The organism is Vibrio sp. PID23_8 (genome assembly GCF_003584965.1).
GTDB lineage: Bacteria > Pseudomonadota > Gammaproteobacteria > Enterobacterales > Vibrionaceae > Vibrio.
In genome coordinates this window covers 36,068-61,780 of the sequence record NZ_LIXE01000001.1, presented here as the reverse complement: position 1 = coordinate 61,780, position 25,713 = coordinate 36,068, and the positions used below count along the sequence as shown (strand labels likewise).

Genomic DNA, 25,713 nt, shown 5'->3' with positions numbered 1-25,713 from the left:
AAATTGAAAATTCTTGAGCTTAAAGTACCACCTGTGGCTGTGTTTTTAGCGGTTGTATTATTGATGTATTGGTTAAAAGAGATATCGCCAGCGCTATTAATTACGGTGCCTTTTGTCAAAGTTGTTTCTGCGGGTTTAACTGGCATTGCGGTTTTTGTCGCTGCTGCGGGTATTTATGAGTTCCGTAAAGCAAAAACGACGGTGAACCCCATCAAGCCTGAATCGGCGTCATCGGTGGTTAATACGGGTGTTTTTGCCTACACTCGAAACCCGATGTACTTTGGATTACTATTGATTATTATTGCATTGGGTCTTTGGTGGCAACATTTAAGTGTAATACTTTGCGGCGCTTTGTTTGTGGTTTATATGAATCGGTTCCAAATTAAACCCGAAGAGCGCGCGTTAGAAAGGCTATTTGGCGAAGATTACGTCGATTATAAGAATCAGGTTCGTCGCTGGATTTAAACGTGGAATAGCGAAACAGAGCAAAGAAAGCCCAACAAATGGTTGGGCTTTCTTTTTTATTCAATAGGCCTACAGGGGGCTTAGGCTGCTTTAGTGAACTTTGCTAAAAAAGCGTCTTTGCGTTCTTGGAAGCGCTGTACTAGATCATCTACTGCTTCTTGATCGTAGGGTTTAAGTCCTGTCGCCACCATACGTTTAATGCCTGTCCCAACCACATTGCCGTCTTGCTTAAATGCAAAGTTCAGCGTTACGACACCACGCTTTCCTTCAACATCAAATGTAGCACCAGTAAAGGCCACTTCAGGGTTTGTGAGATCAAGTCGGCTGAATTCGACTTCCATGCTCTCATAAATCACCAATGGACGTTGGCAGTTGATCATCATTTGTTTCTCTTTCATCAGAGGAACCATGATGTGTGGGAAGTTCATACCAGAAAATTGAACATAGTTAGTTACTACATGTTCAATGAATGCAGGGTCGTGATTGGTATCGCCTTCGCGCGACATGAGCAAGTATTCTTTACCAGTCTCATCCACCACAGTACTTTCTTTTTCACACTTATTTTCAATATGCAGTGCAATGCCCGCACTCACCATGCCTGAGAAATTGAAACGCATCTTCTGACTGACGCCTTCTTTGCTGAGAAGAACCGCGAAAAGTAGGTCTCCTGGGACACAAAAGCGCTTATTGTCTTCATCATGGATAGGGTTGTAATCACCGGCAACACGTTTAGCAAAATGGCTTGCTTGTTCACGGGTGAATTGAAACTGGTGATTAGTGTGTGAATAATAAGGTGTTAGAAACATAATTTTTAGATAGTAACCAAAACTGTCAGGGATTATATGCGAATATCTTAGTGACAATGGTCCATCCAGTGACACCTTAACAATGAAACGATAACGCAGTGAAATAAAATACTAAAGCATGTGTCTCTGCTTGTCTTTATTCAGTATGGCAATAATTCATTGATTTACTATTTCCTGCGCGGCTTAATGGGGATAAATAGAATAAAGGCTCCATGATGGAGCCCTTAGATTAGAAAAAGAATGAATGTTGCTTAGCGCAAGCTAGGTAGCAATTGCTCAGGCATAAATGCATTGTGAAGTGCTAGTTTAAGTAACGCATTGGCTTGCTCAATGTCTGGTGCGAAGTAACGGTCTTTATCGTAGAACGACACTTTCTCACGCAGCATTTGCTTTGCAACCTCAATACGCTCAGAGGATTTGTTTGGTGCACGGAAATCCAATCCTTGGGCGGCCGACAAGTACTCTACTGCCAAGATGCCACGCGTGTTTTCACCCATCTCTTTCAAACGACGAGCGGCAAAGGTGGCCATTGATACGTGATCTTCTTGGTTAGCTGATGTTGGTAAACTATCAACCGAAGCTGGGTGAGCTAGTGTTTTATTCTCACTCGCAAGCGCCGCCGATGTCACCTGCGCAATCATAAAGCCCGAGTTTACACCGCCGTTGTCGACCAAGAATGGCGGGAGCTTCGACAGAGCACTGTCGATCAGCAGTGCCATACGGCGCTCCGATAAGCTACCAATCTCCGCAATGGCTAGCGCAAGGTTATCCGCCGCCATAGCAACTGGCTCGGCATGGAAGTTACCACCGGAGATGATGTCATCGTCTTCCGCAAACACCAATGGGTTATCTGATACTGAGTTTGCTTCCACTTGTAGAATGTCGGCTGCATTTCGAATTTGCTGTAAACACGCGCCCATTACTTGAGGCTGACAGCGCAGTGAATATGGGTCTTGCACTTTCTCACAGTTGGTGTGGGATTCACCAATCTCGCTGGTCGATCCTAGCATATGTCGATACGCCAATGCCGCATCCATTTGACTGCGATGGCCACGAACGCGATGGATACGTGGGTCGAATGGTCGACGACTGCCTAATGCTGCTTCTACAGACATGGCGCCACAAACGGTAGCGGATGAGAACAGGTCTTCAGCGATGAACAGGCCTTCTAGTGCAAACGCCGTTGACGCTTGAGTACCATTGAGCAGGGCAAGACCTTCTTTAGGAGCGAGTGTGATTGGTTCAAGACCTGCAATTTGCAGAGCTTCTAGACCTGAAATGACTTTGCCATTGTGACGTGCTTGGCCTTCACCGAGTAGAACAGTACTCATGTGAGCCAAAGGAGCCAAGTCACCCGATGCGCCTACTGAGCCTTTTTGTGGCACACATGGGTACACTTGCGCGTTCACTAGGTCAATGAGCATGTTAATAACTTTCAAACGCAAGCCAGAGAAGCCACGCGCAAGGCTGTTGATCTTCAGTACCATCATCAAACGAACGGTTTCGTCTGACATGAATTTACCGATACCAGCAGCGTGTGAAAGTACAATACTGCGTTGCAATGTTTCTAAATCTTCTGGAGCAATGCGTGTGTTCGCGAGTAGACCGAAACCCGTATTGATGCCGTAAACGGTGCGATCTTCTGCAATCACGCGTTCGACAACTTTCGTACTTTCCTCAATGGCTGGAATGGCTTGTGGGTCGAGCGTAAGGTTAACAGGTGAGCGGCTCACCTGACGCAGTAAGTTTAAGCTAATATGGCCTGGTTTTAGCGTTAAATTGAGCATGTCTTTTATCCTTACTTCAGCTTTTTCAGTTCTTCATTGAGCATTGGCAAATCCAGTTTTTGCTCGGCTGCACACTGTTTTGCTATATCATAACCAGCATCGGCATGACGCATAACACCCGTCGCTGGGTCATTGTGAAGTACGCGAGCAATGCGCTCAGACGCTTCATCACTGCCGTCACAACAAATCACCATACCTGAATGTTGAGAGAAGCCCATACCAACGCCGCCACCATGGTGAAGCGATACCCAAGTTGCACCACCCGCGGTGTTTAATAGGGCATTGAGTAGTGGCCAATCCGAGATTGCATCAGACCCATCCATCATGCCTTCGGTTTCGCGATTCGGGCTGGCTACCGAGCCTGAATCTAAGTGGTCACGGCCAATAACAACCGGCGCTTTAAGTTCACCGTTTTTCACCATTTCATTGAAGGCTTGGCCAAGGCGTTCACGGTCTTTCAGGCCCACCCAACAGATGCGCGCAGGCAGACCTTGGAACTGAATGCGTTCACGTGCCATGTCTAGCCAGTTGTGTAGGTGAGGGTTATCCGGGATCAGCTCTTTTACTTTCTGATCGGTTTTATAGATGTCCTCTGGATCGCCAGACAGCGCTGCCCAACGGAATGGTCCAATGCCTTCACAGAACAGAGGGCGAATGTAAGCTGGTACGAAACCAGGGAAATCAAACGCATTGTCGACGCCTTCTTCCAAGGCCATTTGACGAATGTTGTTACCGTAATCCAGTGTTGCAGCGCCGCGGTTTTGCAGCTCTAGCATGGCTTGAACTTGCACTGCCATTGATTGTTTCGCAGCTTTAACCACGGCCGCTTCGTCTCGCAAGCGCATTTCTGCTGCGTGAGACATGCTCCAACCTTGAGGCAAGTAGCCGTTCAATGGATCGTGCGCAGAGGTTTGGTCTGTTACTACGTCTGGCGTGATGTTACGTTCCACAAGCTCTGGGAAGATGTCTGCTGCGTTACCTAGTAGACCGACAGAAATAGGCGTGTCGGACTCTTTGATCATCGCTAGCGCTTCATCTAGCGATGTGGCTTTCTTGTCGACGTAGCCTGTGCGTAGGCGGTAATCGATGCGTGACTCGTCACACTCAACAGCAATCATAGAAAAGCCCGCCATTGTACCTGCTAGAGGCTGAGCTCCACCCATGCCACCAAGACCACCAGTCAGGATCCATCGGCCTTTTGCGTCACCGTTAAAGTGCTTTTTCGCGACCGAGACAAAGGTTTCGTAAGTACCTTGGACAATGCCTTGTGAGCCGATGTAAATCCAGCTACCTGCGGTCATTTGTCCGTACATCATCAAGCCTTCTTTATCGAGCGCATTGAAGTGCTCCCAATTGGCCCAATGTGGTACAAGGTTTGAGTTCGCAATCAAGACGCGTGGCGCATTTTTATGAGTCGGGAAAACGCCGACTGGTTTGCCTGATTGGACTAAAAGCGTTTGGTCATCGTCGAGTCTTTCTAACACTTCCACAATCTTATCGAAGCATTCCCAATTTCGTGCTGCACGGCCGATACCACCGTATACCACAAGTGAGTGGGGATGCTCGGCGACATCTGGGTCGAGGTTGTTCATCAGCATACGAAGTGGGGCTTCTGTAAGCCAAGATTTCGCGCGCAGCTCATTACCGCGTGGAGCACGAATTGTTCTACTTGTATCAAGTCGTGGATCTTGTCCCTGGCGCAGTGTCATTTTAAGACTCCTTTAGTTTTACGTTCATACCAAGTCTGTGCTTGGTTATTTCTACTCGAATAATGTGCAATTTGAATTGGGTCTTATTCGAGTTAATTGTTATTGGTTTCGGTTAGTTAGGCTTATGCTTTTTCTCTGCCATGGCATTGGCGATGTCCCAGCATAAGCGGGCGGCTAATCGAGCCGTTTGGCTATCGACATCATAAGTGGGGTTGTACTCAGCAATGTCTGCCAGCATCAGTTTATTTTTGTAATGCAGGATTCGGTCGAGAAACGGCGAAATGATGTCATAACTGACGCCTCTTGCCGCTGGAGCACTCACGCCCGGAGCGGTCGCTGCAGGAAAGACATCCAAATCAATCGTCAGATAAAGGTAATCGCAGTCATCGATAAAGTGTTGCAGCTGAGTCAGGTGGTAGCTGTGGTTCATGTAGCAGAGTTGCTTATCTTCTACATACCAAACATTCAGGTCATCCGCTTTTTGGAACAGCGCCTTTGTATTGCTGCTGCGACTGACGCCAATGCAGGCGTAGTGGAATGTCCAATCGTTACGTTGACAGAAGTGATGGATTTGATTGAAAGGCGTCCCTGAGCTTGGTTTTACGTCCGCGATTGAACTTTCAAAAGCGCGTAGGTCAAAGTGGGCATCGAAATTGATAATACCAATCTTAGGTTCCTTCGCTGGGTGATGAGTTTTGAAGTATTTTGCCAATCCAGAGAAAGACGCCCACGCAATTTCATGTCCACCGCCTAGCACGATAACTGGTGTGTGCGGTAATGCTTTTGCTACTGTTTCGGCGCATTGAGTTTGGCTGCTTTCAAGAAAATCGTCATCGCAGACTACCGTACCCAAATCATAAAGTTGTGCTTGCTGGTGCCATGCTAAATTGGCTAACGCTCGGCGGATCAAATCTGGCGATTTTTTTGCACCGATGCGACCTTTGTTTCTCGCTACACCTGCATCAGTTGCAAAACCAAGAATGGAGACTCCTTGGCTCACGTTTACTAACTCATCAGTGGATTTATGCTTAATGACATGGTGAACACGTAGGCCAAGCTCGCCGTCTTCAGCATCATGGCGGCCTTGCCAGTGGAAAAGCGGGGTGTTTTGCTCAGATTGAGACATGTTGCAGTCCTTTGTGGGAGACATAGTCACCATTTACTATACGACCTATCAGGCGTTTTGCGCCGACCTGATAGCTTAGATCCGCAGGGTGATCGATATCCCAAATAGAGAAGTCTGCATCAAAGCCAACCTTAATCACGCCACGAGACCCTCCATAACCTAATGCCTTCGCTGCGTTTTGAGTCACACCACGTAACGCCTCTTGCGGGGTTAACTGGAAGAGGGTGCATGCCATGTTCATCATTAACGTTAAATCTGCAAATGGAGAGGTGCCGGGGTTAATGTCTGTGGCGATTGCCATGGGGACTTGATGATGTCTCAGCAACTCAATGGGTGGTAACTGGGTTTCACGCAAGAAGTAGAAAGCTCCAGGCAGTAAGGTCGCGATGGTGTCAGATTTCGAAAGCGCAATCACACCTTGCTCATCGAGGTACTCAATGTGGTCTGCGGATAGGCCGTTGTATTGTGCTGTCAGTGCTGTCCCGCCCATATTTGATAGTTGCTCGGTGTGGCCTTTAACACTCAAGCCGTATTGCTTTGCTGCCTGAAAGACACGCTCGGTTTGCGCTAAATTGAATCCAATTGACTCACAAAACACATCCACGCTGGTGGCGAGCTTTTCTTCAGCGGCGAGAGGAATGATGTCTTCACAAATGTGTTGGATATAATCGTCAGCACGGTATTTGTATTCTGCAGGAAGCGCATGAGCGGCAAGCAGTGTCGTGGTGATTTTTACTTTGCGCTGTTGCTCAAGAGCTTTCGCCGCACGCAGCATTTTGATTTCGTCTTGCAGTGTTAATCCATAACCGGATTTCACTTCGATAGAAGTCACACCGCTTGCAAGTAGGCCATCAAGGCGTGGTAGTGCAAGTTCGATGAGTTGTTCTTCTGTTGCTTTGCGGGTTGCATTAACGGTGGACAGAATACCGCCGCCCTGCTTTGCGATGTCTTCATAAGGTACGCCGTTAAGGCGCATTTCGAACTCGTTAGCACGATTCCCGGCATAAATGAGGTGGGTGTGACAATCAATCAATCCCGGCATCAACAGTTTGCCTTGAAGGTCAATGGCTTGATTATATTGGTCTGGAGCCAGAAGGGATTCGTTATGTTCGTTGTCTTTACCTTGTCCAGTGGTGCTGATCGCGACAATTTTTCCTGACCGAATACCGACACGAGCAATGAGAGTAGGTAAGTATCCTTGTTCTCCTTCTTGCATGGTCACTAGGCGGGCATTTTCAATCAGCAAATCCATTTCAACTCATCCCATTTTTTGCTAGTTTAAATGTATATACAAATAAATAGGAGAAAAAAGCATCACTGGCAAGAGTAATGTTGCTGAAATGTGATCAAAACGAAGAAGTAACGCCTAGTTTACAGCAGGATCTTAGAGCTTAATTTGTACTTATTGCCTGGATGGTAAAGCTGTGCAGTACTCACAAGCTTATCTTGGCTCCAAGTGCGACGGTTAAGTAATAAGCACGGTTCGTTGGTTTGCATATTTAGGTCCTGTTTGATGCGTCCATCAGGCACAATGGCTTCTACGGTATGTTCAATAGCACTGAGTGGGCAATTATCAGAAAGGTACTGGTTTGGCGTGATGCAAGTGAAATCTTGACTGAGATAGTTTGGTGCGTATTGGCTATTGACCCAGCGCAGTTCAAGTTGGATTGGCGTGTTGTCTTCAAAGTGTATGATCTTGCTATAAAACACCGTCGTACCAAGCATCACGCCAAGTTTGATGGCGATGGCGTCATCGGCTTTTATCGATATTTGCTGAATGACTTCACTGTGATGAGTTCGCCCGCGACTTTGGACTTCTTCAGCGATATTGCGGATATCTAATAGAGGGGATTCTGATTTTTCGGCCGGCTCGCAAACGAATGTGCCAAGACGAGGGCGGCGTTGAAGCCTACCTTCATTCACTAAATCGCGAATCGCTTTGTTGACCGTCATACGGCTCACACCAAACTGTTCCGTCAGTTCGATTTCTGTTGCGATACGATGCCCAGGAACCCACTCTCTGGACTCAATCTTATCGACGATAAACTGTTTGATTTGCATGTAGAGTGGGGCAGCCATGTTTATTTCCTTTTAATTGACTATACAAATGGTGCGCAATCCATGGACAAATTGCAAGCAGTGGAAGCTATTTGTGAGTTGATAAAAGGAATTAGTCCGCATTCCTGGAGTCTATTACTTGCAGGAGCTGTATCTGTTGTGTAAACAGATATTCATCGAATCAAAATAATGAAGACAGACAGTCACAAAGGGGTCCCATGTTTAAAAAACTAAAAGCGTCGCTTGGCATTGGCTCGGCAAAAGTCGATACCATATTAGATGAAATGAGTGTGTACCAAGGCTCGACTTTGAAAGGGTACGTTCAGATAATAGGAGGCGATGTAGAGCAGCAAATTGATGCGATTACCATTAAGCTGAATACTGAGATGAAAGTTGAGGTGGACGATAGCGTTAGCTACCAGAGCTTTACGATTGACCAATTGAAAGCGGTTGAACCATTTGTTATTCAACCAAATGAAGAGAAGCAGGTACCATTCGAACTTAAGCTGCACGATGAAACGCCAATCACTGCCGTCAGCGCATTAAAGAATCAATGTCATGTATGGGTTGAAACTACATTAGATATTGGCTTCGCGATTGATCCCCGTGACCGTGACTATATTGAAGTCAAGCCATTACCAGTTGCAGCACGTGTGATTGGTGCTATTGAGCAGGCGGGCTTTACTATGGTGAAAGCGGATGTCGAAAAGGGGAACTTACGCGGTAATACTTTTTCTTCACGTTCCGGTATCTACCAAGAACTGGAATTTCGCAATAATGGCTTTATCTCAACCAAGGAAATCGAGCTGTCATTTATATTAGATCGTGAAGTGATGCACTGTCTGGCGGAAATCGATCGTTCTCTCAGTTTCTCTGGTGACCAATACCGTTCATTTTCGCTGCCATTGAATGCAACTGATGCTCAAGTTGCTTCGGCGGTGGCCCCAATCATCAATTTATAATCTGGCTCTTCTCGAGTTCGGAAAATGAGTACCGATATTTGCGTGTTAATACGGTATCGGTACGATTATGCAAGTTTTCGCCTTCACTCAGTACGTTCATATTCGCTTTTTCTCTGAACGGGCACGTTTCACTACAATTAATGCGTACCTATCAGGGCACAATGATATCCTTCATCTAGGTGATATTAAGTCATATCTGCATGTTAAATTAATCGATTAAAGGCATAGAAATGTGCCTGTCGTGAGGCTTTGTTGCTTAATTCAAAGATAAGACACGCTGCGCCATTGTGCTTAATTCTTTCAGGCATACTTAGCCTCGAAAGCTTGTTCAGTGCTTTGATCGTGGCGTTAAGTCTCGCCAACTTGAGCGTTGTCGTTCCTCAGGCTTAATTTCCCCCCCTATCAACGGCTTCACTCGATACATTGCTGTCTCTGATAGCGAACGCTTATGATAGCCATGTCGCTTTTTTCACGCCTTGTTAGAGCCGTAGATCTTCTGACAACCTACCGCGAAGGTGCGAGGATGTCCTTGATCCAGAAAGTCGGTTCAACTAGCCCAAATTGAATGGCTAGCTCTTGTTCTTCTGTCTAAACTCAAACAGCACTATTGTATTTCACCATAAAAAGTAAGCTATCCTGATCTCTTTGCGTTTAACTATAAAAGTCATTCTCATCGTCATGCTTAGCTTCGTCTTTAGGTTCTCAACTAGGGGGGGGTTGTTATGATAATTGCCGAATACATTGTCAAACTACTGAGGGAAGCGAGTATTCAACGCATTTGGGGAGTAACGGGTGACTCTCTGAATGGCTTAGCAGATAGCCTTAAGTCCGATGGAAGCATTCAGTGGATCGGCGTAAGACATGAAGAAGTGGCTGCATTTGCCGCGGGAGCAGAGGCGGAAGTATCCCAGTCTCTGGCTGTTTGTGCAGGATCATGCGGACCTGGTAACATGCACCTTATCAATGGCTTATATAATTGCTATCGTAATCAAGTGCCAGTTCTTGCCATTGCTTCTGATATTCCTTCAACGGAAATTGGCACTCATTACTTCCAAGAAACCGATCCAAAAACACTATTTTCGGATTGCAGTGTCTATTGTGAAAAAATCACCACACCAGAACAAATGCCTCAAGTCTTTGAAACGGCAATGCGTCAAGCTCTACTAAAGCGCAGTGTGAGCGTGGTGGTATTGCCTGGTGATATTGCTCTCAAAGCTCTCCCCAAGGAAACGGACATAAAATGGCAGACACCATCGCTGCCACGGTTAGAACCTGCATCAGAAGCAACCCAATTAGCCGCAGATTACCTCAACAAGGCCAAGCGCGTGACCCTGCTGTGCGGGGCTGGGTGTCAATTTGCTCATAGCGAAATTCTCCAACTGGCGGATATCCTGCAATCACCCGTTGTGCATGCGCTTCGAGGAAAAGAGTTCATCGAATATGATAATCCATACAGCGTTGGAATGACCGGATTAATTGGCTTTGAATCTGGCTATCATGCAATGGAACATGCCGATACCCTGGTGCTAATTGGTACTGGCTTTCCTTACCGACACTTTTATCCTAAAAATAAAACCATTATTCAAATTGACCATTCGCCCGCAGCAATCGGCCGCCATGTCCAAGTTGATGTCGGTATAGTAAGTGATACAATTGCGGCTTTGGATGCATTGACCCCTCTTCTCCAACGCAAAACGGATGACCGTTTTTTAAAAGCGTGCTTAAAGCACTATACCGCCACCCGAAATCAGCTTGATAACTTGGCTGAGATAAAACCGAAAAGCCACCAAATTCACCCACAAACATTAGCTAAAACCCTAAGTGACCTTGCCGCAGAAGATGCCATCTTTACTTGCGATGTCGGAACCCCAACACTCTGGTCTGCCAGATATTTGCAAATGAACGGACAACGCCGATTGATAGGCTCGTTTAACCATGGCTCAATGGCCAATGCGCTCGCTATGGCATTAGGGGCTCAATCTACCAATTCAAAACGGCAAGTTGTTGCTTTTTGTGGCGACGGCGGGTTCTCAATGTTAATGGGAGACTTATTAACTCTGCTACCCTACGGACTGAATATCAAAATCGTGGTGCTCAACAATCAATCTTTAGGATTCGTCGATATGGAGATGAAAGCCGCAGGCTTTGTTTCAGATAGTACAAAGCTTGATAACCCAAGTTTTGCTGAAATTGCTCGGGCTTGCGGGCTTAAAAGCGACATTGCGACACAACCGCAAGAGTTGGCCGACAAAGTGTCTTCTTTGCTCAATCACGATGGTCCCGCCTTGCTCGAAGTCATGACTGATCATCATGAACTGAGTATGCCTCCGAGTATTAATGTACAACAAGTCAAGGGGTTTAGCCTCTATGCGTTAAAAGCCATATTTAACGGCTATGGTGATGAGTTAGTGGACATTGTCAAAATAAATCTGTTGCGATAAGCCAACTTAACCTGAACTCGAAAAGTGCAGGGTTGATAAACCTGGACTCTCTCGAATTCAGGTTAGTCACCTTGGCGAGCTCTAATCTAGGCTCAATTGTCGAATTTGATTAGCGGATAGATGATACATCTTCGCTAATTCAGCGGCCGCCAATGCCACCTTCGTTTTAAACTCGGGGGGACTAGTACTGCAGCCTAATTATTCTATGAACTGTGGAAGGTCTCGTTTGTTTAGTGACTTAGCCATTAGGACGGCGCTTATCGCCAAATGAATTTTTCAATGCCGTTGAGAGGTCTGCAAGAATTCATTCATTCTATTTTCAAGCTTGCTCAGCGGCCTTTGTTATGCCCTCATTATTCATGCATTAGCAAGCGAGCCAAAGCGGTTGGCGTTGCGTTTAAGGCCAAAACTAAAGGAGCTATCCAGTGTTTAACCATCGGTGTTACAGGGCTGAAGGTCTACGGTGAGGGCGAGTGGAAAGTAAAAAAGCATGGTATTAACGGGAAACGCTAAATCTGGCGTAAGTTACATTTAGCCGTAGATATAGATATGCATTAAATTATTGCTGCTTAGTTGAGTTTATCGAATGTGATCGATGGTGAAGTGCTTTCAAGTTTGCTTAGACAGACCCGCCTAAGAATCAATGAGATGCCTGGATAGGATGCTTATGAACAAGGTTGTGTTACGAAGCTATTCACATCAAATAAGCTTTGGAAAAAGAAGTACGGCTACCATAAACGTTCGCTCTCGGAGACGATGATGTACCTTGTGAAGACACGACTCGGCGGTACATTAAGCTTTAAGGGATTACCATGCTCAAGTCGGCGTAACTTACGCCATGATAACAGGCATTAAATATACTGGCGGGGCTGGGTATACCTGAAACGAAAATGATCGCCTATCAATTAGTCATGTTAGGCGCATTTTTAACTGAATTCGAATTCGGAAACAAAGCTATGTCAATAAGAAAAAGGCATAACTCGATATTTGCCTTGTTATTTCATCACCATCCTTTAGAATGCCTAGGAATTCAAAGCCGTGTACATCCGTATTTGTACCAAGTTTTGTACCAAATTCAGTTTTTCTACACAAAAACAACATATAGCCAATTGATATTTAATTGGTTATGCAAATTCAAGTGTTGCTTGGTATGCAACACCACTGTAAAGGACATAGCATGCCTATTATTACTCTTCCTGACGGCAGTCAGCGTCAATTTGACAACCCAGTATCTACAATGGAAGTTGCGCAATCGATCGGTCCTGGTCTTGCAAAAGCAACGATTGCTGGTCGCGTAAACGGTAACCGCGTTGATGCGTGTGATCTAATTGAAGAAGACGCAAGCCTAGAGATCATCACAGTAAAAGATGAAGTAGACGGCCTAGAAATCGTTCGTCACTCTTGTGCTCACCTTCTTGGTCACGCTCTTAAACAGCTTTACCCACAAGCTAAAATGGCGATTGGTCCAACCATCGACAACGGCTTCTACTACGACATCGACCTAGACGAGTCTCTAACGCAAGAAGATCTAGAAAAGATCGAAAAGCGTATGCAAGAGCTTGCGAAAACTAAGTACGAAGTTGTTAAGAAAAAAGTTAGCTGGCAGGAAGCGCGTGATACATTTGAATCACGTGGCGAACCATACAAAGTGGAAATCCTAGACGAAAACGTATCTCGTGATGACCGTCCAGGCCTTTACCACCATGAAGAATACATCGACATGTGTCGTGGTCCACACGTTCCTAACATGGGCTTCTGTCAACACTTCACACTATTGAATGTGGCAGGTGCTTACTGGCGTGGTAACAGCGACAACAAGATGCTTCAACGTATCTACGGTACGGCATTCCACGACAAGAAAGCCCTGAAAGCGCACCTAACTCGCCTAGAAGAAGCTGCAAAGCGTGACCATCGTAAGATTGGTAAGCAGCTAGACCTATTCCACATGCAGCAAGAAGCGCCGGGTATGGTGTTCTGGCATCATAATGGTTGGTCTATCTTCCGTGATCTAGAAGTGTTTGTTCGTGACAAACTGAACGAGTATGACTACCAAGAAGTAAAAGGTCCTCTAATGATGGATCGCGTGCTTTGGGAACGTTCTGGTCACTGGGATAAATATGCAGATGCAATGTTCACGACTTCTTCTGAGAACCGTGAATACGCAATCAAGCCAATGAACTGTCCAGGTCATGTACAGATCTTTAACCAAGGTCTAAAATCATACCGTGACCTACCGCTACGTATGGCTGAGTTCGGCTCATGTCACCGTAACGAACCATCAGGTGCACTACACGGTATTATGCGTGTTCGTGGCTTTACTCAGGATGACGCTCACATTTTCTGTACTGAGAGCCAAATTCAAGAAGAAGTAACAAATTGTATCAAGATGGTGTACGATACATATCAGACATTCGGTTTCGACAACATCGTAGTGAAATTGTCTACTCGTCCAGAAAAACGTGTAGGCTCAGATGAAATCTGGGATCAGTCTGAAGAAGCGCTAAAACAATCTCTGGAATCGATGGAAATCCCATACGAAATTCAAGAGGGTGAGGGTGCATTCTACGGTCCTAAGATCGAATTCACGTTATACGACTGTTTAGACCGTGCATGGCAGTGTGGTACTGTTCAGTTAGACTTCAACCTACCAGGTCGCCTAGGCGCCACTTATGTAGGTGAAAACAATGAACGTCTTGTTCCGGTGATGATTCACCGTGCAATTCTAGGTTCTCTAGAGCGTTTCATTGGTATTCTGATCGAAGAATATGCCGGTTTCTTCCCAACTTGGTTGGCACCAGAACAGGCAATTCTTATGAACATCACTGATAAACAGTCAGATTATGTTCAAGAAGTAGTACAAAAATTACAAAAAAGTGGAATTAGAGCAAAAGCGGACTTGAGAAATGAGAAGATTGGCTTTAAAATCCGCGAACACACTTTGAAGCGTGTACCGTATATGCTTGTTGTCGGTGACCAAGAGATGGAAGCTGGTGAAATCGCAGTACGTACTCGTAAAGGTAAAGATCTCGGTAAATTTAAAGTGGATGACTTCATTTCTTACATCCAAGACGAGATTTCAAGCCGTAAGCTCAATCTGGAGGAATAAGCTATTAAAGGCGGAAGACGCGGCCAACAGCCGGTAAAACAAAACCCGCACCGTTTAAACGGTGAAATTCGTGGCGTTCGTGAAGTTCGACTAACAGGCGCTGATGGTGAATCAGTTGGTGTTGTATCGATTCAAGAAGCGATCGCAGCTGCTGAAGAAGCAGGTATGGATCTTGTTGAGATTAGTCCTAACGCTGAGCCACCAGTCTGCCGAGTGATGGACTACGGTAAATTCCTCTTTGAAAAGAGCAAATCTGCGAAAGAGCAGAAGAAAAAGCAAAAACAGGTCCAGATTAAGGAAATTAAATTCCGTCCTGGAACTGATATTGGAGACTATCAGGTAAAACTACGCAACCTGACGCGTTTCCTTGAAGAAGGCAACAAAGTGAAAGTAACTATTCGCTTCCGTGGCCGAGAAATGGCACACCAAGACATCGGTGTTGATGTTCTTCATCGCTTGAAAGAAGATACTGCGGAATTTGCTGTAGTAGAATCTTTCCCAAGTCGTATCGAAGGTCGTCAGATGATCATGGTACTTGCCCCTAAAAAGAAGTAATTAACGGCTCATCAAGTAATTAAGACCTAGCCGTTTCCCTTTAAAGGTAAGCGGCTGGGTTTTGTTCGCCCTAATTACGTTGTTTATTAAACCTACTCAATGCGGAGTTATTCATCATGCCTAAGATGAAAACCAACAAAGGTGCTGCTAAGCGTTTCAAGAAAACTGCTGGTGGTATTAAGTTCAAGCACGCTACAAAACGTCACATCCTGACTAAGCGTACTACTAAGAACAAGCGTCAACTACGTCCAAATGCAATCCTTCCTAAGTGTGAAGTGGCTGCAGTACTTCGTATGTTGCCATACGCTTAATTCTTTTTAGTTATCAATCGTTTAGTTTAGGAGAAGCATAATGCCTCGCGTAAAACGTGGTGTACAAGCTCGTGCACGTCATAAGAAAGTTCTAAAACAAGCTAAAGGTTACTACGGTGCACGTTCACGTGTTTACCGCGTAGCTTTCCAAGCAGTTACTAAAGCTGGTCAATACGCTTACCGTGACCGTCGCGCTAAGAAACGTCAATTCCGTCAACTATGGATTGCACGTATCAACGCAGCATCTCGTCAAAATGGTCTATCTTACAGCCGTTTCATCAACGGTCTTAAGAAAGCATCTATCGAGATCGACCGTAAGATCCTAGCGGACATCGCAGTATTCGACAAAGCAGCATTTGCTGTACTAGTTGAAAAAGCGAAAGCTGCTCTATAATTAGCAGTTTAGGATTAAGAGAAGGAGAGCATTAGCTCTCCTTTTTTATTGCCTTCAAAACTACTCTACAATTCTCAATTCTCAATTCTCAATTCTCAATTCTCAATTCTCAATTCTTTTTCCCAGTTAGTATCTTTGGTATTTACAATAGTGCCTCACATGGTAATTTGCTGAGGTAATCTAACTATTTTGCAGGGGTATTGAATGATTTACACAACAACGGACACCATTCCTGGAAGAGAAATTTCAGAAATCAGAGGTGTGGTGACGGGCAATGTCGTTCAGTCAAAACATATCGGACGCGATCTTATGGCCGGGCTCAAAAGCATAGTCGGTGGGGAAATTCGTGGATACACAGAAATGATGACGGAAGCGCGCAACATTGCCATACAACGCATGGTAGAAGAGGCAACACATAAAGGAGCAGATGCCATTGTTGGAATTCGTTTTACAACCAGCTCTATCGTTGATGGCTCTTCAGAAATACTTGCGTTTGGGACCGCAGTAAAGTTCGCTTAACATATTTTCCTTTCTTCCATGCTTACTTCAATAAGGTGAGATGAAATGTGACGAATCTCATTGAGAGTGAACTCTGTGTGATTATGCGAAATGTGAACTCAAGGTCTGCATTAATGCTCTGCAATTATAAGTCTGTCTAGTTTAATATTTTTAGTTTTAAGTCTCATACTGGTAATAAGTCCGATTCAAAAAAGGTTGAGGGGGTATTTGACTGCTTAGGAGTTTTTTATTGATAATGAAGCTACATGCATTTAATGGCGAGTATTTGCTATGGAAATGTGTGATAGGGTGTATTGATTCGCGGTTTTTATATAAAAATATGAACTTATAGCTTGCCAACTCATCTCAAATTGTTACAAATGTAATGTGTATGTAATATATTTAGAAGGAATTGTAGATGAGAGAGCTTACGCCCGAATACTTGTTAGCTGCTTTACGGCAGGCGATTAAAGCGAAAGGGCTAACATATCGAGAGCTATCTGAAAAAATGGGAATGCCTCTTTCTACGTTTAAGAGGCATTTAACCAGTACTAATCTTGCGTTGGACAAGTTACTTGAATATTGCCGAGCGGTGGATTGTACATTAGACGAATTGCAGAAATTAGCAGACAACCTTCAGGCGGAAGATCAAGACTATTTTAGCCATACACAGGATGAAGTGTTTTTTCAGTTTCCTCACCTTTACGATTTTTACCGAGAGTTGCGAATGTTACGTGGTAAAGATGGTTACACCATATTAAAGAAAAAATATGACCTTTCTGAACATAGTATGTCTGACTACCTTGGCGCTTTAGAACTGCTCGACCTCGTATATGTCGATGAAAGCAAAAATATTACGCTGCATGGTCCGTTGTACTATAGCTACGCTGATAATTCCAAACTAAACGATAAATATACAGAGATAATTAAGGAGCAAACAACTCAGTACGAGAAGTGCGTTCGGGTCGCCTTATCACGCATGAAAATTACTGAAGAGCAGCTTATTCAGTTAGAAGAACAAGTGGCAAAAACGGTACTAGATTTTCATTCGGAGAATGTGGTGGCAGAAAACTTTAACGTATCTGATTTTACTAATGTCCTATTGATTGCGGGACCGCACCTTCCAGTAATATTCTCTGACGGTATAGTACAAACGGACAAAAATTTTATCGATGATATTCGCTACGCTATCGCTTCTGCAGGGGATAAGCCGAGCCTATCGATATAGTCGGTTTTTCATACCCAAGTAACCTTGCCCTTTGAGAGCGTGCCACGAAGTTATTTCATCATTCATCAAAGGGGAAGAGTGCGTAATTACGCCGCGCTATTTCCCTTGAACTTGAATCAGTGACCATTCTTGGAATCCTACAATTTCTAATTACTAGGGTATCATTTTCAACTCGTCACTCGTCGTCACTAATGCATTGCACTTTAATTTTTTAGCTTGTCCGCTTAACACCTTTGGGCAGTATAGTGGATTATTTAACCGTATGAACACGATCAAATAGATCTAAGTCATTATTTGAGTTGATTGAGTGCACCTTTGATATGTTTTATCGATAAAATGATCATTATGCATTGCAAGTGTTGTTGATATTAAGCTTAGGTATTGGCCTGTGTTATTTAGGATTTAGAGCGGGAGTTATGGTATTGAATTCATTTCGTTGGGATACATATTTTGAAACAGGGATTGCAGAAGTTGATGAGCAGCACCAGTATTTAGTCGGCTTTATTAATACGTACGGCGAACTATTGGCACAAAATAACATCTCGATGACTGATATTCAGATTGCACTATTTGAATTATCCCGCTATGCAGAGTTTCACTTCAAAGAAGAAGAAAACTTAATGCGAGAAGCCGGTATTTATCCTGAGCACCTTCAAAAACACGTTCAAGTTCATCGCGCATTTATGACCGATATCATCAGTATGCAGAGCTTTATTAATGAGGAAGATAAGCATGCCGCTGAGCAGTTGCTGAATTTTCTGATCCACTGGTTGGCCTATCATATTTTGGGGATTGATCAGAATATGGCTAAGCAAGTCGCTGCGATAAATGAAGGTATGTCGCCAAAAGCTGCGTATGAATATCAAGAACAACAAGTTAATGCGTCAACAGAGCCCTTATTAGAGGCCCTAAACGCGCTGTTTGCACAAGTATCAGAACGAAATCGAGAGCTACTTAAGTTAAACCTTGTTCTTGAAGAAAAAGTCGAAGAGCGAACCCGGCAGCTCTCTACAGCAAATAAGCAGCTCGAAGTGCTTTCGTTGACCGACTCTTTGACACAGCTTCCTAATCGTAGGAGTGCGATAAAAACGTTACAAGAGTTGTGGAGTGACGATGAACACAAAGATTTACCTTTGGTTTGTATCATGATCGATGCCGATTACTTTAAGCAGGTCAATGATACTTGTGGGCATGAGGCAGGCGACTTGGTGTTAAAGGAGCTTGCGCAAGCACTCAAGCATTATTTTCGTAGTGATGACATCGTTTGCCGCTTGGGTGGTGATGAGTTCTTTGTCATCTGTCCAGATACGGAGTTAGAAGGGGGGCTGCATGTCGCAGAAGCTGTACGTAAGCAAATATCGAACATGTTAGTACCAACATCGTACGACCCTTGGCGTGGCAGCATCAGTGTCGGAGTTGCGGAGCGCAGAGAGGATATGGAAACTTATACCGATCTGATTAGGCTAGCAGACAATGCTGTTTATCTCGCCAAACAATATGGCAAGAACCAAGTTCGCTGTATTCAGCATTAGTCTTAAACTGTCCCACCTTTCTTTATTTAATCGCAATAGAAACGGATGATGTATGCACTGAGAGCCGCAGCTATTCATCCGATTTCTTTATCGGTTTTGAAAATTACGTTTACAAAGCCGATATTATTCCAATGCAATACTGCTTTTTTTCTGTTTTTGCGTTCTTTTTATTCAATAACCTTCTCTTTTCATAATTCAATTTGGCTTTGGTGGCGGCTTTGGCTACTATGTACAGCTATCAAAAAACCAATCACTCCTTTATGGACACTACCAGCAGGTAGATGAGGAAACGATGCAACATCTAGAAGAGATCATTGCTAATGCGAGCGCAGCAATTGAAGCCGCGCAGTCGCTAGTCGTACTTGATGAAGTGCGTGTTCAGTATCTAGGCAAAAAAGGTGAACTAACAACTCAACTTCAAAGCCTAGGTAAACTACCACCAGAAGAACGCCGTGAAGCGGGTCAAGAGATCAATAAAGCGAAAGGCGTAGTTCAACAAGCAATCGCAGCGCGTAAAGATGCACTACAACGTGCTGAGTTAGAAGCGAAGCTTGCCGCAGAAACGATCGATGTAACGCTACCGGGCCGTCGTATTGAGAACGGTGGTTTACACCCAGTTACTCGTACCGTTGAGCGCATTGAGAAGTTCTTTGGTGAACTAGGCTTCAACACAGAGTCTGGTCCAGAAATCGAAGACGCATTCCACAACTTCGATGCACTTAATATCGCGGCGGATCACCCTGCGCGTACTGATCACGATACCTTCTTCTTTAACCCAGATTTGATGCTTCGTACTCATACGTCTGGCGTACAGATCCGTACGATGGAAAATGGCAAACCACCATTCCGTTTCATCGCTCCGGGCCGTGTATACCGAAACGATTACGACCAAACGCATACGCCAATGTTTCACCAAGTGGAAGGCATGTTGGTTGATGAGAACGTAAATTTCGCTCAGCTAAAAGGTATCCTGCACGATTTCCTATGTAACTTCTTTGAAGAAGAAGTGGAAGTACGTTTCCGTCCATCGTACTTCCCATTCACTGAGCCTTCAGCAGAAGTGGACGTGAAAGGCAAAAACGGTAAGTGGTTAGAAGTTCTAGGCTGCGGTATGGTTCACCCGAACGTACTACGTAGCGTAGGAATCGATCCTGAAAAATACTCTGGTTTTGCATTCGGTATGGGCGTTGAACGTCTAACAATGCTTCGTTACGGCGTAAACGATCTGCGTTCTTTCTTTGAGAACGACCTTCGTTTCCTAAAACAGTTCAAGTAATCCAGAGGGTTCATCACTATGAAATTCAGCGAATCATGGCTTCGTGAGTGGGTAAACCCTGCAGTTACCACTGACGAACTAACACACCAAATTACTATGGCGGGCCTAGAGGTAGACGACGTACTACCAGTTGCAGGCACGTTCAACGGCGTTAAAGTTGGTCACGTTGTAGAATGTGGTCAGCACCCAGACGCAGATAAACTGCGCGTGACGAAAGTAGATGTTGGTGAAGAAGAGCTTCTTGACATCGTTTGTGGCGCATCTAACTGCCGCCAAGGCCTGAAAGTTGCAGTTGCAACTGTTGGTGCTGTTCTTCCTGGCGATTTCAAGATCAAGAAAGCAAAACTACGTGGTCAGCCATCTCATGGCATGCTTTGTTCGTTCACTGAACTAGGCATTGATGTTGAGTCAGACGGCATCATGGAACTAGCAGAAGACGCAGTAATTGGTACTGACTTCCGTGAATTCCTAGCTCTAGACGATGTAACCGTAGATGTTGACCTAACAGCAAACCGCGCTGACTGTTTCAGTATCCGTGGTCTAGCTCGTGAAGTTGGCGTACTAAATCGTGCTGACGTGACTGAGCCATCAGTAGAAGCAGTAGCGACTTCAATCGAAGACAAAGTGTCTATCGAAGTGAAAGCGCCTGTAGCGTGTCCACGTTACCTAGGTCGTGTTGTTAAGAACGTAAACGTTCAAGCTGAAACACCACTATGGATGCAAGAAAAACTGCGTCGTTGTGGTATTCGCTCTATCGACCCTGTTGTAGACATCACGAACTACGTACTTCTAGAGCAAGGTCAACCAATGCACGCATTCGATCTAGCGAAGATCGAAGGTGGCATCGTAGTTCGTATGGCTGAGCAAGGTGAGAAGCTAACACTTCTTGACGGTAGCGAAGCAGAACTAAACGCAGATACACTAGTTGTTGCTGACCACAACAAAGCACTTGCAATCGCAGGTATCTTTGGTGGCGAACAGTCTGGCGTAACAACGGAAACTAAAGACGTTCTACTTGAGTGTGCATTCTTTGCACCTGACCACATCCGTGGTCGCGCTCGTAGCTACGGTCTTCACACTGATTCTTCAATGCGTTTCGAACGTGGTGTGGACTACGCACTGCAAGTAAGCGCAATGGAGCGTGCAACTCAGCTTCTTGTTGAAATCTGTGGCGGTGAAGTAGCACCTGTTGTTGCTGTTGAGTCTGAAGCAGACCTACCTAAGCCAAACAAAGTTGCGCTACGTCGCACTAAACTAGACAACCTACTAGGTCACCATATCGCGGATGCTGACGTAGTCGAAATCCTAGAGCGTCTAGGTTTGACTGTTGAAGCTTCGGAAGAAGGTTGGCTAGCAGTAGCACCAACATGGCGTTTCGATATCGCTATCGAGCAAGACCTGATTGAAGAAGTTGGCCGTATCTACGGTTACGACAACATTCCTAACCAACACCCAGCAGCAGCACTTAAGATGCACAACCACGTTGAAGCGGATCTTCCACTGAAACGTGTTCGTGATCTTCTTGTTGACCGTGGTTACCACGAAGCAATTACATACAGCTTCGTTGAGCCTGAGCAACAAAAGCTAGTTGTACCTGGTGTTGAGCCACTAGTGCTTCCAAACCCAATTTCTGCAGACATGTCAGCAATGCGTCTTGGTCTTATCCAAGGTCTGCTGAACACGGTTGTTCACAACCAGAAGCGTCAACAGCCACGTGTTCGTCTATTCGAATACGGCCTACGTTTCATCCCATGTGAATCTGCAGAAAACGGCATGCGCCAAGAGCCTATGTTAGCTGGTGTTATCGCAGGTACTCGCGGTGAAGAACACTGGGATATCGAAACTAACACTGTTGATTTCTTTGACCTTAAGGGTGATCTAGAAGCGATTCTAGAGCTATCTGCGAACGAAAAAGCGTACTCTTTCGCAGCAGCGAAGCACCCAGCACTTCACCCAGGCCAATCTGCGGCAATCATCATAGATGGCAAAGAGGTGGGCGTGATCGGTACAGTTCACCCTGAGCTTGAGCGTAAGTTTGGCCTAAACGGTCGTACTATCGTATTCGAAATCGAATGGTCTGCAATCAACAGCAAAGTGATCCCAGAAGCGGTAGCGCTTTCTAAGTTCCCTTCAAACCGTCGTGATATCGCGGTAGTCGTGGACGAAGCAGTCGCGTCTGGTGACATCGTGAACGCTTGTCTAGAGCAAGGCGGCGAGTTCCTTAAAGATGCGAAACTATTCGACGTTTACGTAGGTAAAGGCGTTGAAGAAGGTAAGAAGAGCCTCGCAATCGCACTGACTCTACAGTCACTTGAGCGTACGCTTGAAGATGCAGACATCGCTGGTGCGGTTGACGCTATCGTTGCTCACGTTTCTGATAAGTTTGGTGCGGCTCTTCGAGACTAAGCGTTTCGGGCCTCATCTCTGCTAAGAGAGACTAAAAACCCTGCCAACTCGGCAGGGTTTTTTATGCTCTAAGGTAATTTAGTTGGCACAGTGGGTTGGTATTATTATTGTGATTGCAACTTTGCCCGAATGAAGTCGCTATGGTCGACATACAGCAACTCTGCCGCTTTACGTATTACAGCCTCTTCTAACGGGTCGAGTTCTCCATCGGCGTACGCCACTTCCCACATACTTTTGATCAAGTCATATCGGGTTTCTTGAGTTAGTTCTCTAAGTTGGGATGTAAAGTCATATAACGATGTTGATTCGCGAGATTTATTTTGTGCCTGCACTAGTAGTGCTTCGGTTTGCTGCTCGTTGATTGACAGTAACGTCATGAGCAGTGACCGTTTAGTTGCTTGTTCGCTATTATTGATTTCATGATCGGCTCCTGCAACTTCACAAAGTAGACAAGCGATGGCCAAGTTTGGCGACAGTGAATTAGATTGGCTTAGGTCAGAGCCTTCAATAAGCTGTTTGAATAATGAGGTGAGAGAATTGAACATATCGAACACCAAGCAGTAGTTTATTAGTTTAAGATGGGATTAGTTTGAGTAAATCTCAAGAGCTAATCGCCATCGGACTTAAAGTTTCGTACGAACGAATGACTTAACCGATCCATTATGTTGCAGATAAATAGTGATGAAATCTACTCTACCACTTCGTGGAGGGAAGTTCTTGTCCATCGCTGGTTAAGATACTAATTTGACTTGGCTTACCATTCTCTTCCAAGCGCAGTTCGCCAATAGCGCTTTGGTTTACTAAACGATATAAGTGATGATTACTTGGCACTCGCTTAAAAAATTTAAGGCGTTTACGCTTGGTGAGCGAGTCCAAAGGGGAGCGAGAGCTATAAAGTAATCGATCTATGGCATCACAAAAACTGAGTAGTGTTGCAGGGAACGGATTCTTAATGCCACTACACGTAATTTGATAGATATTAGGGCTGTTTTTTCGGTAGCGGAGCTTAATGTCATACGTGACTCTGAGCGCCAACGACGCGTTCGCGTGTCAAGCACGAGGACTTTCGGTGAGGTATGAATCGTGTAGTGCCAATCTTCAATACGGTATACTTATGAATAAGCGTCTTCTTCGAGTATTTCGATAACTTGTGAGCTGCTAAGTTCATGCCCCATAAGAAATAAGCCTAACATCGCGTCCGCTTTTGATGAGTTATCACTCTTCTCGTCGAGGATTTGCAGTAGGCGGGTGCGAATCAGGTCGATTTCGTGTTCAACAAAACCACGTCCTTCTTCTTCACCTTGGCTATCTTCCGGTGCATTATCAAAGCGCAAAAACAGCATTTCTCCACTCAGGTTGGTTTCTACCAGTCGTTCCGGTAACCATTCTTCACCCATTACGATATCGGGGTCATTTCCCGCGGGAAATGTATTGAAAATGGAGATAAGTTCAGATGCTTTCACTATAAATTGCGGTTTCTAACATTGGTTGCTTATTGTATCGGTGAATTGGGCAAAAATCTAAATCTCATTAAAGAGAGGGAGTAAAAAGCGCATTTTTTGCTGCTAATTTGTGCGGCGAATAAGCGGTTTGAGTATCGGTCTAATGAGTGCTGTACATTTTTCACAAATAGGCAGGTAAACTCGGATATACTGATACGCAAGTATTTCTAAAAATTACAGTGATATAGGAAAACATGACGCACTTTATTAGAGCTTCTATTGCATTTTTGGGCATGTGTCTCAACGCAACTGCAGGGGCTCAGCCCGTTTCTCAAGAGCAAGAGTGGGGCATTGCAGCAATGTATCGCACAGCATCAATTCCTTTTTACACGGCAGATGACGACTCTACGGTCAGCACATTTGTACCAATGATGTTCTTTGAAAATGAATATTTGTACATCGACGGTATCGAAGGTGGCGTGTTTTTATATGATGAGCGTGACTCGAATTGGCGAATAAGCGCGATTACCCGCCTACGCTTTGTTGATATTCCCAAGTCCGTCCAAAATGCTTTTGAGGGAGATCGTGCCGATGTTGGTGTCCAAGTTCGGTACCACGCGGATGAAAACTGGCGAGTTGAAGTTGAACTAATGACGGATGATGAGTTTCAGTTCCACTCAAACTATCGTCTAGCAGCAAATTATGAGTTTGGCGATTGGAAACTGGATCCTTCTTTTACGATTCGTTATAAAGATGCGGACTTTAACAGCGCTTACTATTCATTTTCTGATGTGACGGGTGAAAAAATCGGAGCGGGCATCGACGCCAACCTTGGTATTAAAGCACGTTACCATGTGATTTCTAATTTATATCTGTTGGGAGAAACTAGCATTACCCGACTGGATAGTGAGGCATATCGCAGTCAAGTAGTCGAAGACCGCTATCAAGGCGAACTTTTTGTCGGGTTTGGATTCTTTCACGACAAGACCAAAGCGTACAAGTCAGAGTTGAGTAATCGACCATATTTGCGAGTAGCACATGGTTGGGCTACACCTTCAAATATTGGTGATATCTTCAAACTGAATGCGGAAAAAGATGAATACAATAATCAACTTACGTCGTTATTCTATGGCCATCCTTTAACCGATGAAATATTTGGTTTCCCGCTTGATCTTTACCTAACGCCGGGTCTTGTTCACCATTGGTCTTCTGATGTGCAATCATCTAGTACAGAATATGTTGTGGCGATCAAAGCGTATTACACGTTCAATTGGCCAACCCAGTGGCGCTTTGGTGTTGCAGAAGGTGTTTCTTATATTGATAACGTTACCTACATTGAAGGAACTGAAATGGAGGAGAAGGGATACACGGCAAGTAACCTGCTCAATTATCTCGACTTCTCGTTCGATGTCAACGTAGGCGATTTATTCAACCAGAAAGATTGGGGAAATATGTGGGTTGGTTACTCTTTACATCACCGTTCGGCGATTTTTGAGAGCGCTTCTCAGTTTGGTCGTATCAAAGGTGGCAGTAACTACAACACCATTTACTTTCAGTACAATTTTTAATCTCATGAACTTTGTTTGATTGCATGTTACTATTTTGTGCGCT

Annotated in this window: 21 protein-coding genes and 3 pseudogenes; 14 read left to right on the top strand and 10 right to left on the bottom strand. The window is 44.8% G+C overall.

Annotation, left to right across the window (positions count from 1 at the left end):
• Positions 1 to 3: 3 nt before the first annotated feature.
• Positions 4 to 465 carry an isoprenylcysteine carboxylmethyltransferase family protein gene (locus tag AK966_RS00265; protein ID WP_119463317.1) on the top strand — a complete coding sequence of 154 codons (462 nt, stop codon included), beginning with the start codon at positions 4 to 6 and terminating at the stop codon, positions 463 to 465.
• Positions 466 to 545: 80 nt separating this feature from the next.
• Here the strand turns inward: AK966_RS00265 and AK966_RS00260 are convergent, their stop codons facing one another.
• From AK966_RS00260 to hutC, 6 genes are all read right to left on the bottom strand, one after another.
• Complete coding sequence (locus AK966_RS00260) at positions 546 to 1,271, bottom strand: DUF3581 domain-containing protein (protein WP_099078760.1); 726 nt, start codon at positions 1,269 to 1,271, stop codon at positions 546 to 548.
• Positions 1,272 to 1,522: 251 nt separating this feature from the next.
• The gene (hutH, locus tag AK966_RS00255; protein ID WP_119463316.1) at positions 1,523 to 3,058 is read right to left on the bottom strand and encodes a histidine ammonia-lyase; all 1,536 of its coding nucleotides are present in this window, start codon (positions 3,056 to 3,058) and stop codon (positions 1,523 to 1,525) included.
• 11 nt (positions 3,059 to 3,069) lie between these two features.
• Complete coding sequence (hutU, locus tag AK966_RS00250; protein WP_099078762.1) at positions 3,070 to 4,767, bottom strand: urocanate hydratase; 1,698 nt, start codon at positions 4,765 to 4,767, stop codon at positions 3,070 to 3,072.
• Positions 4,768 to 4,879: 112 nt separating this feature from the next.
• Positions 4,880 to 5,893: a formimidoylglutamase gene (gene hutG, locus AK966_RS00245; protein WP_119463315.1), complete on the bottom strand. Its 1,014-nt coding sequence runs from the start codon at positions 5,891 to 5,893 to the stop codon at positions 4,880 to 4,882.
• The gene (gene hutI, locus AK966_RS00240; protein ID WP_119463314.1) at positions 5,880 to 7,145 is read right to left on the bottom strand and encodes an imidazolonepropionase; all 1,266 of its coding nucleotides are present in this window, start codon (positions 7,143 to 7,145) and stop codon (positions 5,880 to 5,882) included. Before hutI ends, hutG begins: the two co-directional genes overlap by 14 nt.
• 119 nt (positions 7,146 to 7,264) lie before the next feature.
• Positions 7,265 to 7,972: a histidine utilization repressor gene (gene hutC / locus AK966_RS00235; RefSeq protein ID WP_119463313.1), complete on the bottom strand. Its 708-nt coding sequence runs from the start codon at positions 7,970 to 7,972 to the stop codon at positions 7,265 to 7,267.
• 197 nt (positions 7,973 to 8,169) lie between these two features.
• Between hutC and AK966_RS00230 the strand changes: the two genes are divergently transcribed.
• Complete coding sequence (locus AK966_RS00230) at positions 8,170 to 8,913, top strand: sporulation protein (RefSeq protein ID WP_119463312.1); 744 nt, start codon at positions 8,170 to 8,172, stop codon at positions 8,911 to 8,913.
• A 299-nt stretch (positions 8,914 to 9,212) separates the two neighbouring features.
• Here the strand turns inward: AK966_RS00230 and AK966_RS00225 are convergent.
• A pseudogene (locus tag AK966_RS00225) lies at positions 9,213 to 9,454 on the bottom strand (IS5/IS1182 family transposase); the annotation flags it as partial.
• Between the two features lie 181 nt (positions 9,455 to 9,635).
• Between AK966_RS00225 and poxB the strand changes: the two are divergent.
• The 11 genes and pseudogenes from poxB to pheT all read left to right on the top strand — a co-directional run bounded on the left by poxB (position 9,636) and on the right by pheT (position 22,660).
• The gene (poxB, locus tag AK966_RS00220; RefSeq protein WP_119463311.1) at positions 9,636 to 11,354 is read left to right on the top strand and encodes a ubiquinone-dependent pyruvate dehydrogenase; all 1,719 of its coding nucleotides are present in this window, start codon (positions 9,636 to 9,638) and stop codon (positions 11,352 to 11,354) included.
• Between the two features lie 214 nt (positions 11,355 to 11,568).
• A pseudogene (locus tag AK966_RS00215) lies at positions 11,569 to 12,253 on the top strand (transposase); the annotation flags it as partial.
• A gap of 278 nt (positions 12,254 to 12,531) precedes the next feature.
• Complete coding sequence (gene thrS, locus AK966_RS00210) at positions 12,532 to 14,460, top strand: threonine--tRNA ligase (protein WP_099078768.1); 1,929 nt, start codon at positions 12,532 to 12,534, stop codon at positions 14,458 to 14,460.
• A 3-nt stretch (positions 14,461 to 14,463) separates the two neighbouring features.
• The gene (infC, locus tag AK966_RS00205; protein WP_099078769.1) at positions 14,464 to 15,015 is read left to right on the top strand and encodes a translation initiation factor IF-3; all 552 of its coding nucleotides are present in this window, start codon (positions 14,464 to 14,466) and stop codon (positions 15,013 to 15,015) included.
• Positions 15,016 to 15,131: 116 nt separating this feature from the next.
• Positions 15,132 to 15,326 (top strand): 50S ribosomal protein L35, encoded by a 195-nt coding sequence (gene rpmI / locus AK966_RS00200; protein WP_099078770.1) that lies wholly within the window; start codon positions 15,132 to 15,134, stop codon positions 15,324 to 15,326.
• A 40-nt stretch (positions 15,327 to 15,366) separates the two neighbouring features.
• Positions 15,367 to 15,720, top strand: coding sequence for a 50S ribosomal protein L20 (gene rplT, locus AK966_RS00195; protein ID WP_004727974.1), 354 nt, complete (start codon positions 15,367 to 15,369; stop codon positions 15,718 to 15,720).
• Positions 15,721 to 15,924: 204 nt separating this feature from the next.
• Positions 15,925 to 16,239, top strand: a complete 315-nt coding sequence (locus AK966_RS00190; protein ID WP_099078771.1) for a heavy metal-binding domain-containing protein — start codon at positions 15,925 to 15,927, stop codon at positions 16,237 to 16,239.
• Between the two features lie 397 nt (positions 16,240 to 16,636).
• Positions 16,637 to 17,446 (top strand): helix-turn-helix transcriptional regulator, encoded by an 810-nt coding sequence (locus AK966_RS00185; protein ID WP_099078772.1) that lies wholly within the window; start codon positions 16,637 to 16,639, stop codon positions 17,444 to 17,446.
• Positions 17,447 to 17,868: 422 nt separating this feature from the next.
• Positions 17,869 to 18,978 carry a GGDEF domain-containing protein gene (locus tag AK966_RS00180; protein ID WP_119463545.1) on the top strand — a complete coding sequence of 370 codons (1,110 nt, stop codon included), beginning with the start codon at positions 17,869 to 17,871 and terminating at the stop codon, positions 18,976 to 18,978.
• 292 nt (positions 18,979 to 19,270) lie between these two features.
• Positions 19,271 to 20,254, top strand: coding sequence for a phenylalanine--tRNA ligase subunit alpha (gene pheS, locus AK966_RS00175; protein WP_099078773.1), 984 nt, complete (start codon positions 19,271 to 19,273; stop codon positions 20,252 to 20,254).
• A gap of 18 nt (positions 20,255 to 20,272) precedes the next feature.
• On the top strand, positions 20,273 to 22,660 hold the full coding sequence (pheT, locus tag AK966_RS00170) for a phenylalanine--tRNA ligase subunit beta (RefSeq protein ID WP_119463310.1): 2,388 nt from the start codon (positions 20,273 to 20,275) through the stop codon (positions 22,658 to 22,660).
• A gap of 104 nt (positions 22,661 to 22,764) precedes the next feature.
• On the opposite strand, the gene AK966_RS00165 is transcribed toward pheT, so the two are convergent.
• The 3 genes and pseudogenes from AK966_RS00165 to AK966_RS00155 all read right to left on the bottom strand — a co-directional run bounded on the left by AK966_RS00165 (position 22,765) and on the right by AK966_RS00155 (position 24,123).
• Positions 22,765 to 23,205: a TerB family tellurite resistance protein gene (locus AK966_RS00165; RefSeq protein ID WP_119463309.1), complete on the bottom strand. Its 441-nt coding sequence runs from the start codon at positions 23,203 to 23,205 to the stop codon at positions 22,765 to 22,767.
• Between the two features lie 148 nt (positions 23,206 to 23,353).
• A pseudogene (locus AK966_RS00160) lies at positions 23,354 to 23,772 on the bottom strand (hypothetical protein); the annotation flags it as partial.
• A complete protein-coding gene (locus tag AK966_RS00155; RefSeq protein WP_099078776.1) occupies positions 23,773 to 24,123 on the bottom strand; it encodes a hypothetical protein in 351 nt (116 codons plus the stop codon).
• A gap of 272 nt (positions 24,124 to 24,395) precedes the next feature.
• Between AK966_RS00155 and AK966_RS00150 the strand changes: the two genes are divergently transcribed.
• Positions 24,396 to 25,670, top strand: coding sequence for a MipA/OmpV family protein (locus AK966_RS00150; protein WP_099078815.1), 1,275 nt, complete (start codon positions 24,396 to 24,398; stop codon positions 25,668 to 25,670).
• Positions 25,671 to 25,713 lie beyond the last annotated feature (43 nt).

Bases quoted from the DNA above. Each gene is read 5' to 3' on its own strand.
- AK966_RS00260 (WP_099078760.1), bottom strand. From the start codon at position 1,271: ATGTTTCTAACACCTTATTATTCACACACTAATCACCAGTTTCAATTC.
- hutH (WP_119463316.1), bottom strand. From the start codon at position 3,058: ATGCTCAATTTAACGCTAAAACCAGGCCATATTAGCTTAAACTTACTG.
- hutU (WP_099078762.1), bottom strand. From the start codon at position 4,767: ATGACACTGCGCCAGGGACAAGATCCACGACTTGATACAAGTAGAACA.
- hutG (WP_119463315.1), bottom strand. From the start codon at position 5,893: ATGTCTCAATCTGAGCAAAACACCCCGCTTTTCCACTGGCAAGGCCGC.
- hutI (WP_119463314.1), bottom strand. From the start codon at position 7,145: ATGGATTTGCTGATTGAAAATGCCCGCCTAGTGACCATGCAAGAAGGA.
- hutC (WP_119463313.1), bottom strand. From the start codon at position 7,972: ATGGCTGCCCCACTCTACATGCAAATCAAACAGTTTATCGTCGATAAG.
- AK966_RS00230 (WP_119463312.1), top strand. From the start codon at position 8,170: ATGTTTAAAAAACTAAAAGCGTCGCTTGGCATTGGCTCGGCAAAAGTC.
- poxB (WP_119463311.1), top strand. From the start codon at position 9,636: ATGATAATTGCCGAATACATTGTCAAACTACTGAGGGAAGCGAGTATT.
- thrS (WP_099078768.1), top strand. From the start codon at position 12,532: ATGCCTATTATTACTCTTCCTGACGGCAGTCAGCGTCAATTTGACAAC.
- rpmI (WP_099078770.1), top strand. From the start codon at position 15,132: ATGCCTAAGATGAAAACCAACAAAGGTGCTGCTAAGCGTTTCAAGAAA.
- rplT (WP_004727974.1), top strand. From the start codon at position 15,367: ATGCCTCGCGTAAAACGTGGTGTACAAGCTCGTGCACGTCATAAGAAA.
- AK966_RS00190 (WP_099078771.1), top strand. From the start codon at position 15,925: ATGATTTACACAACAACGGACACCATTCCTGGAAGAGAAATTTCAGAA.
- AK966_RS00185 (WP_099078772.1), top strand. From the start codon at position 16,637: ATGAGAGAGCTTACGCCCGAATACTTGTTAGCTGCTTTACGGCAGGCG.
- pheS (WP_099078773.1), top strand. From the start codon at position 19,271: ATGCAACATCTAGAAGAGATCATTGCTAATGCGAGCGCAGCAATTGAA.
- pheT (WP_119463310.1), top strand. From the start codon at position 20,273: ATGAAATTCAGCGAATCATGGCTTCGTGAGTGGGTAAACCCTGCAGTT.
- AK966_RS00165 (WP_119463309.1), bottom strand. From the start codon at position 23,205: ATGTTCAATTCTCTCACCTCATTATTCAAACAGCTTATTGAAGGCTCT.
- AK966_RS00150 (WP_099078815.1), top strand. From the start codon at position 24,396: ATGTGTCTCAACGCAACTGCAGGGGCTCAGCCCGTTTCTCAAGAGCAA.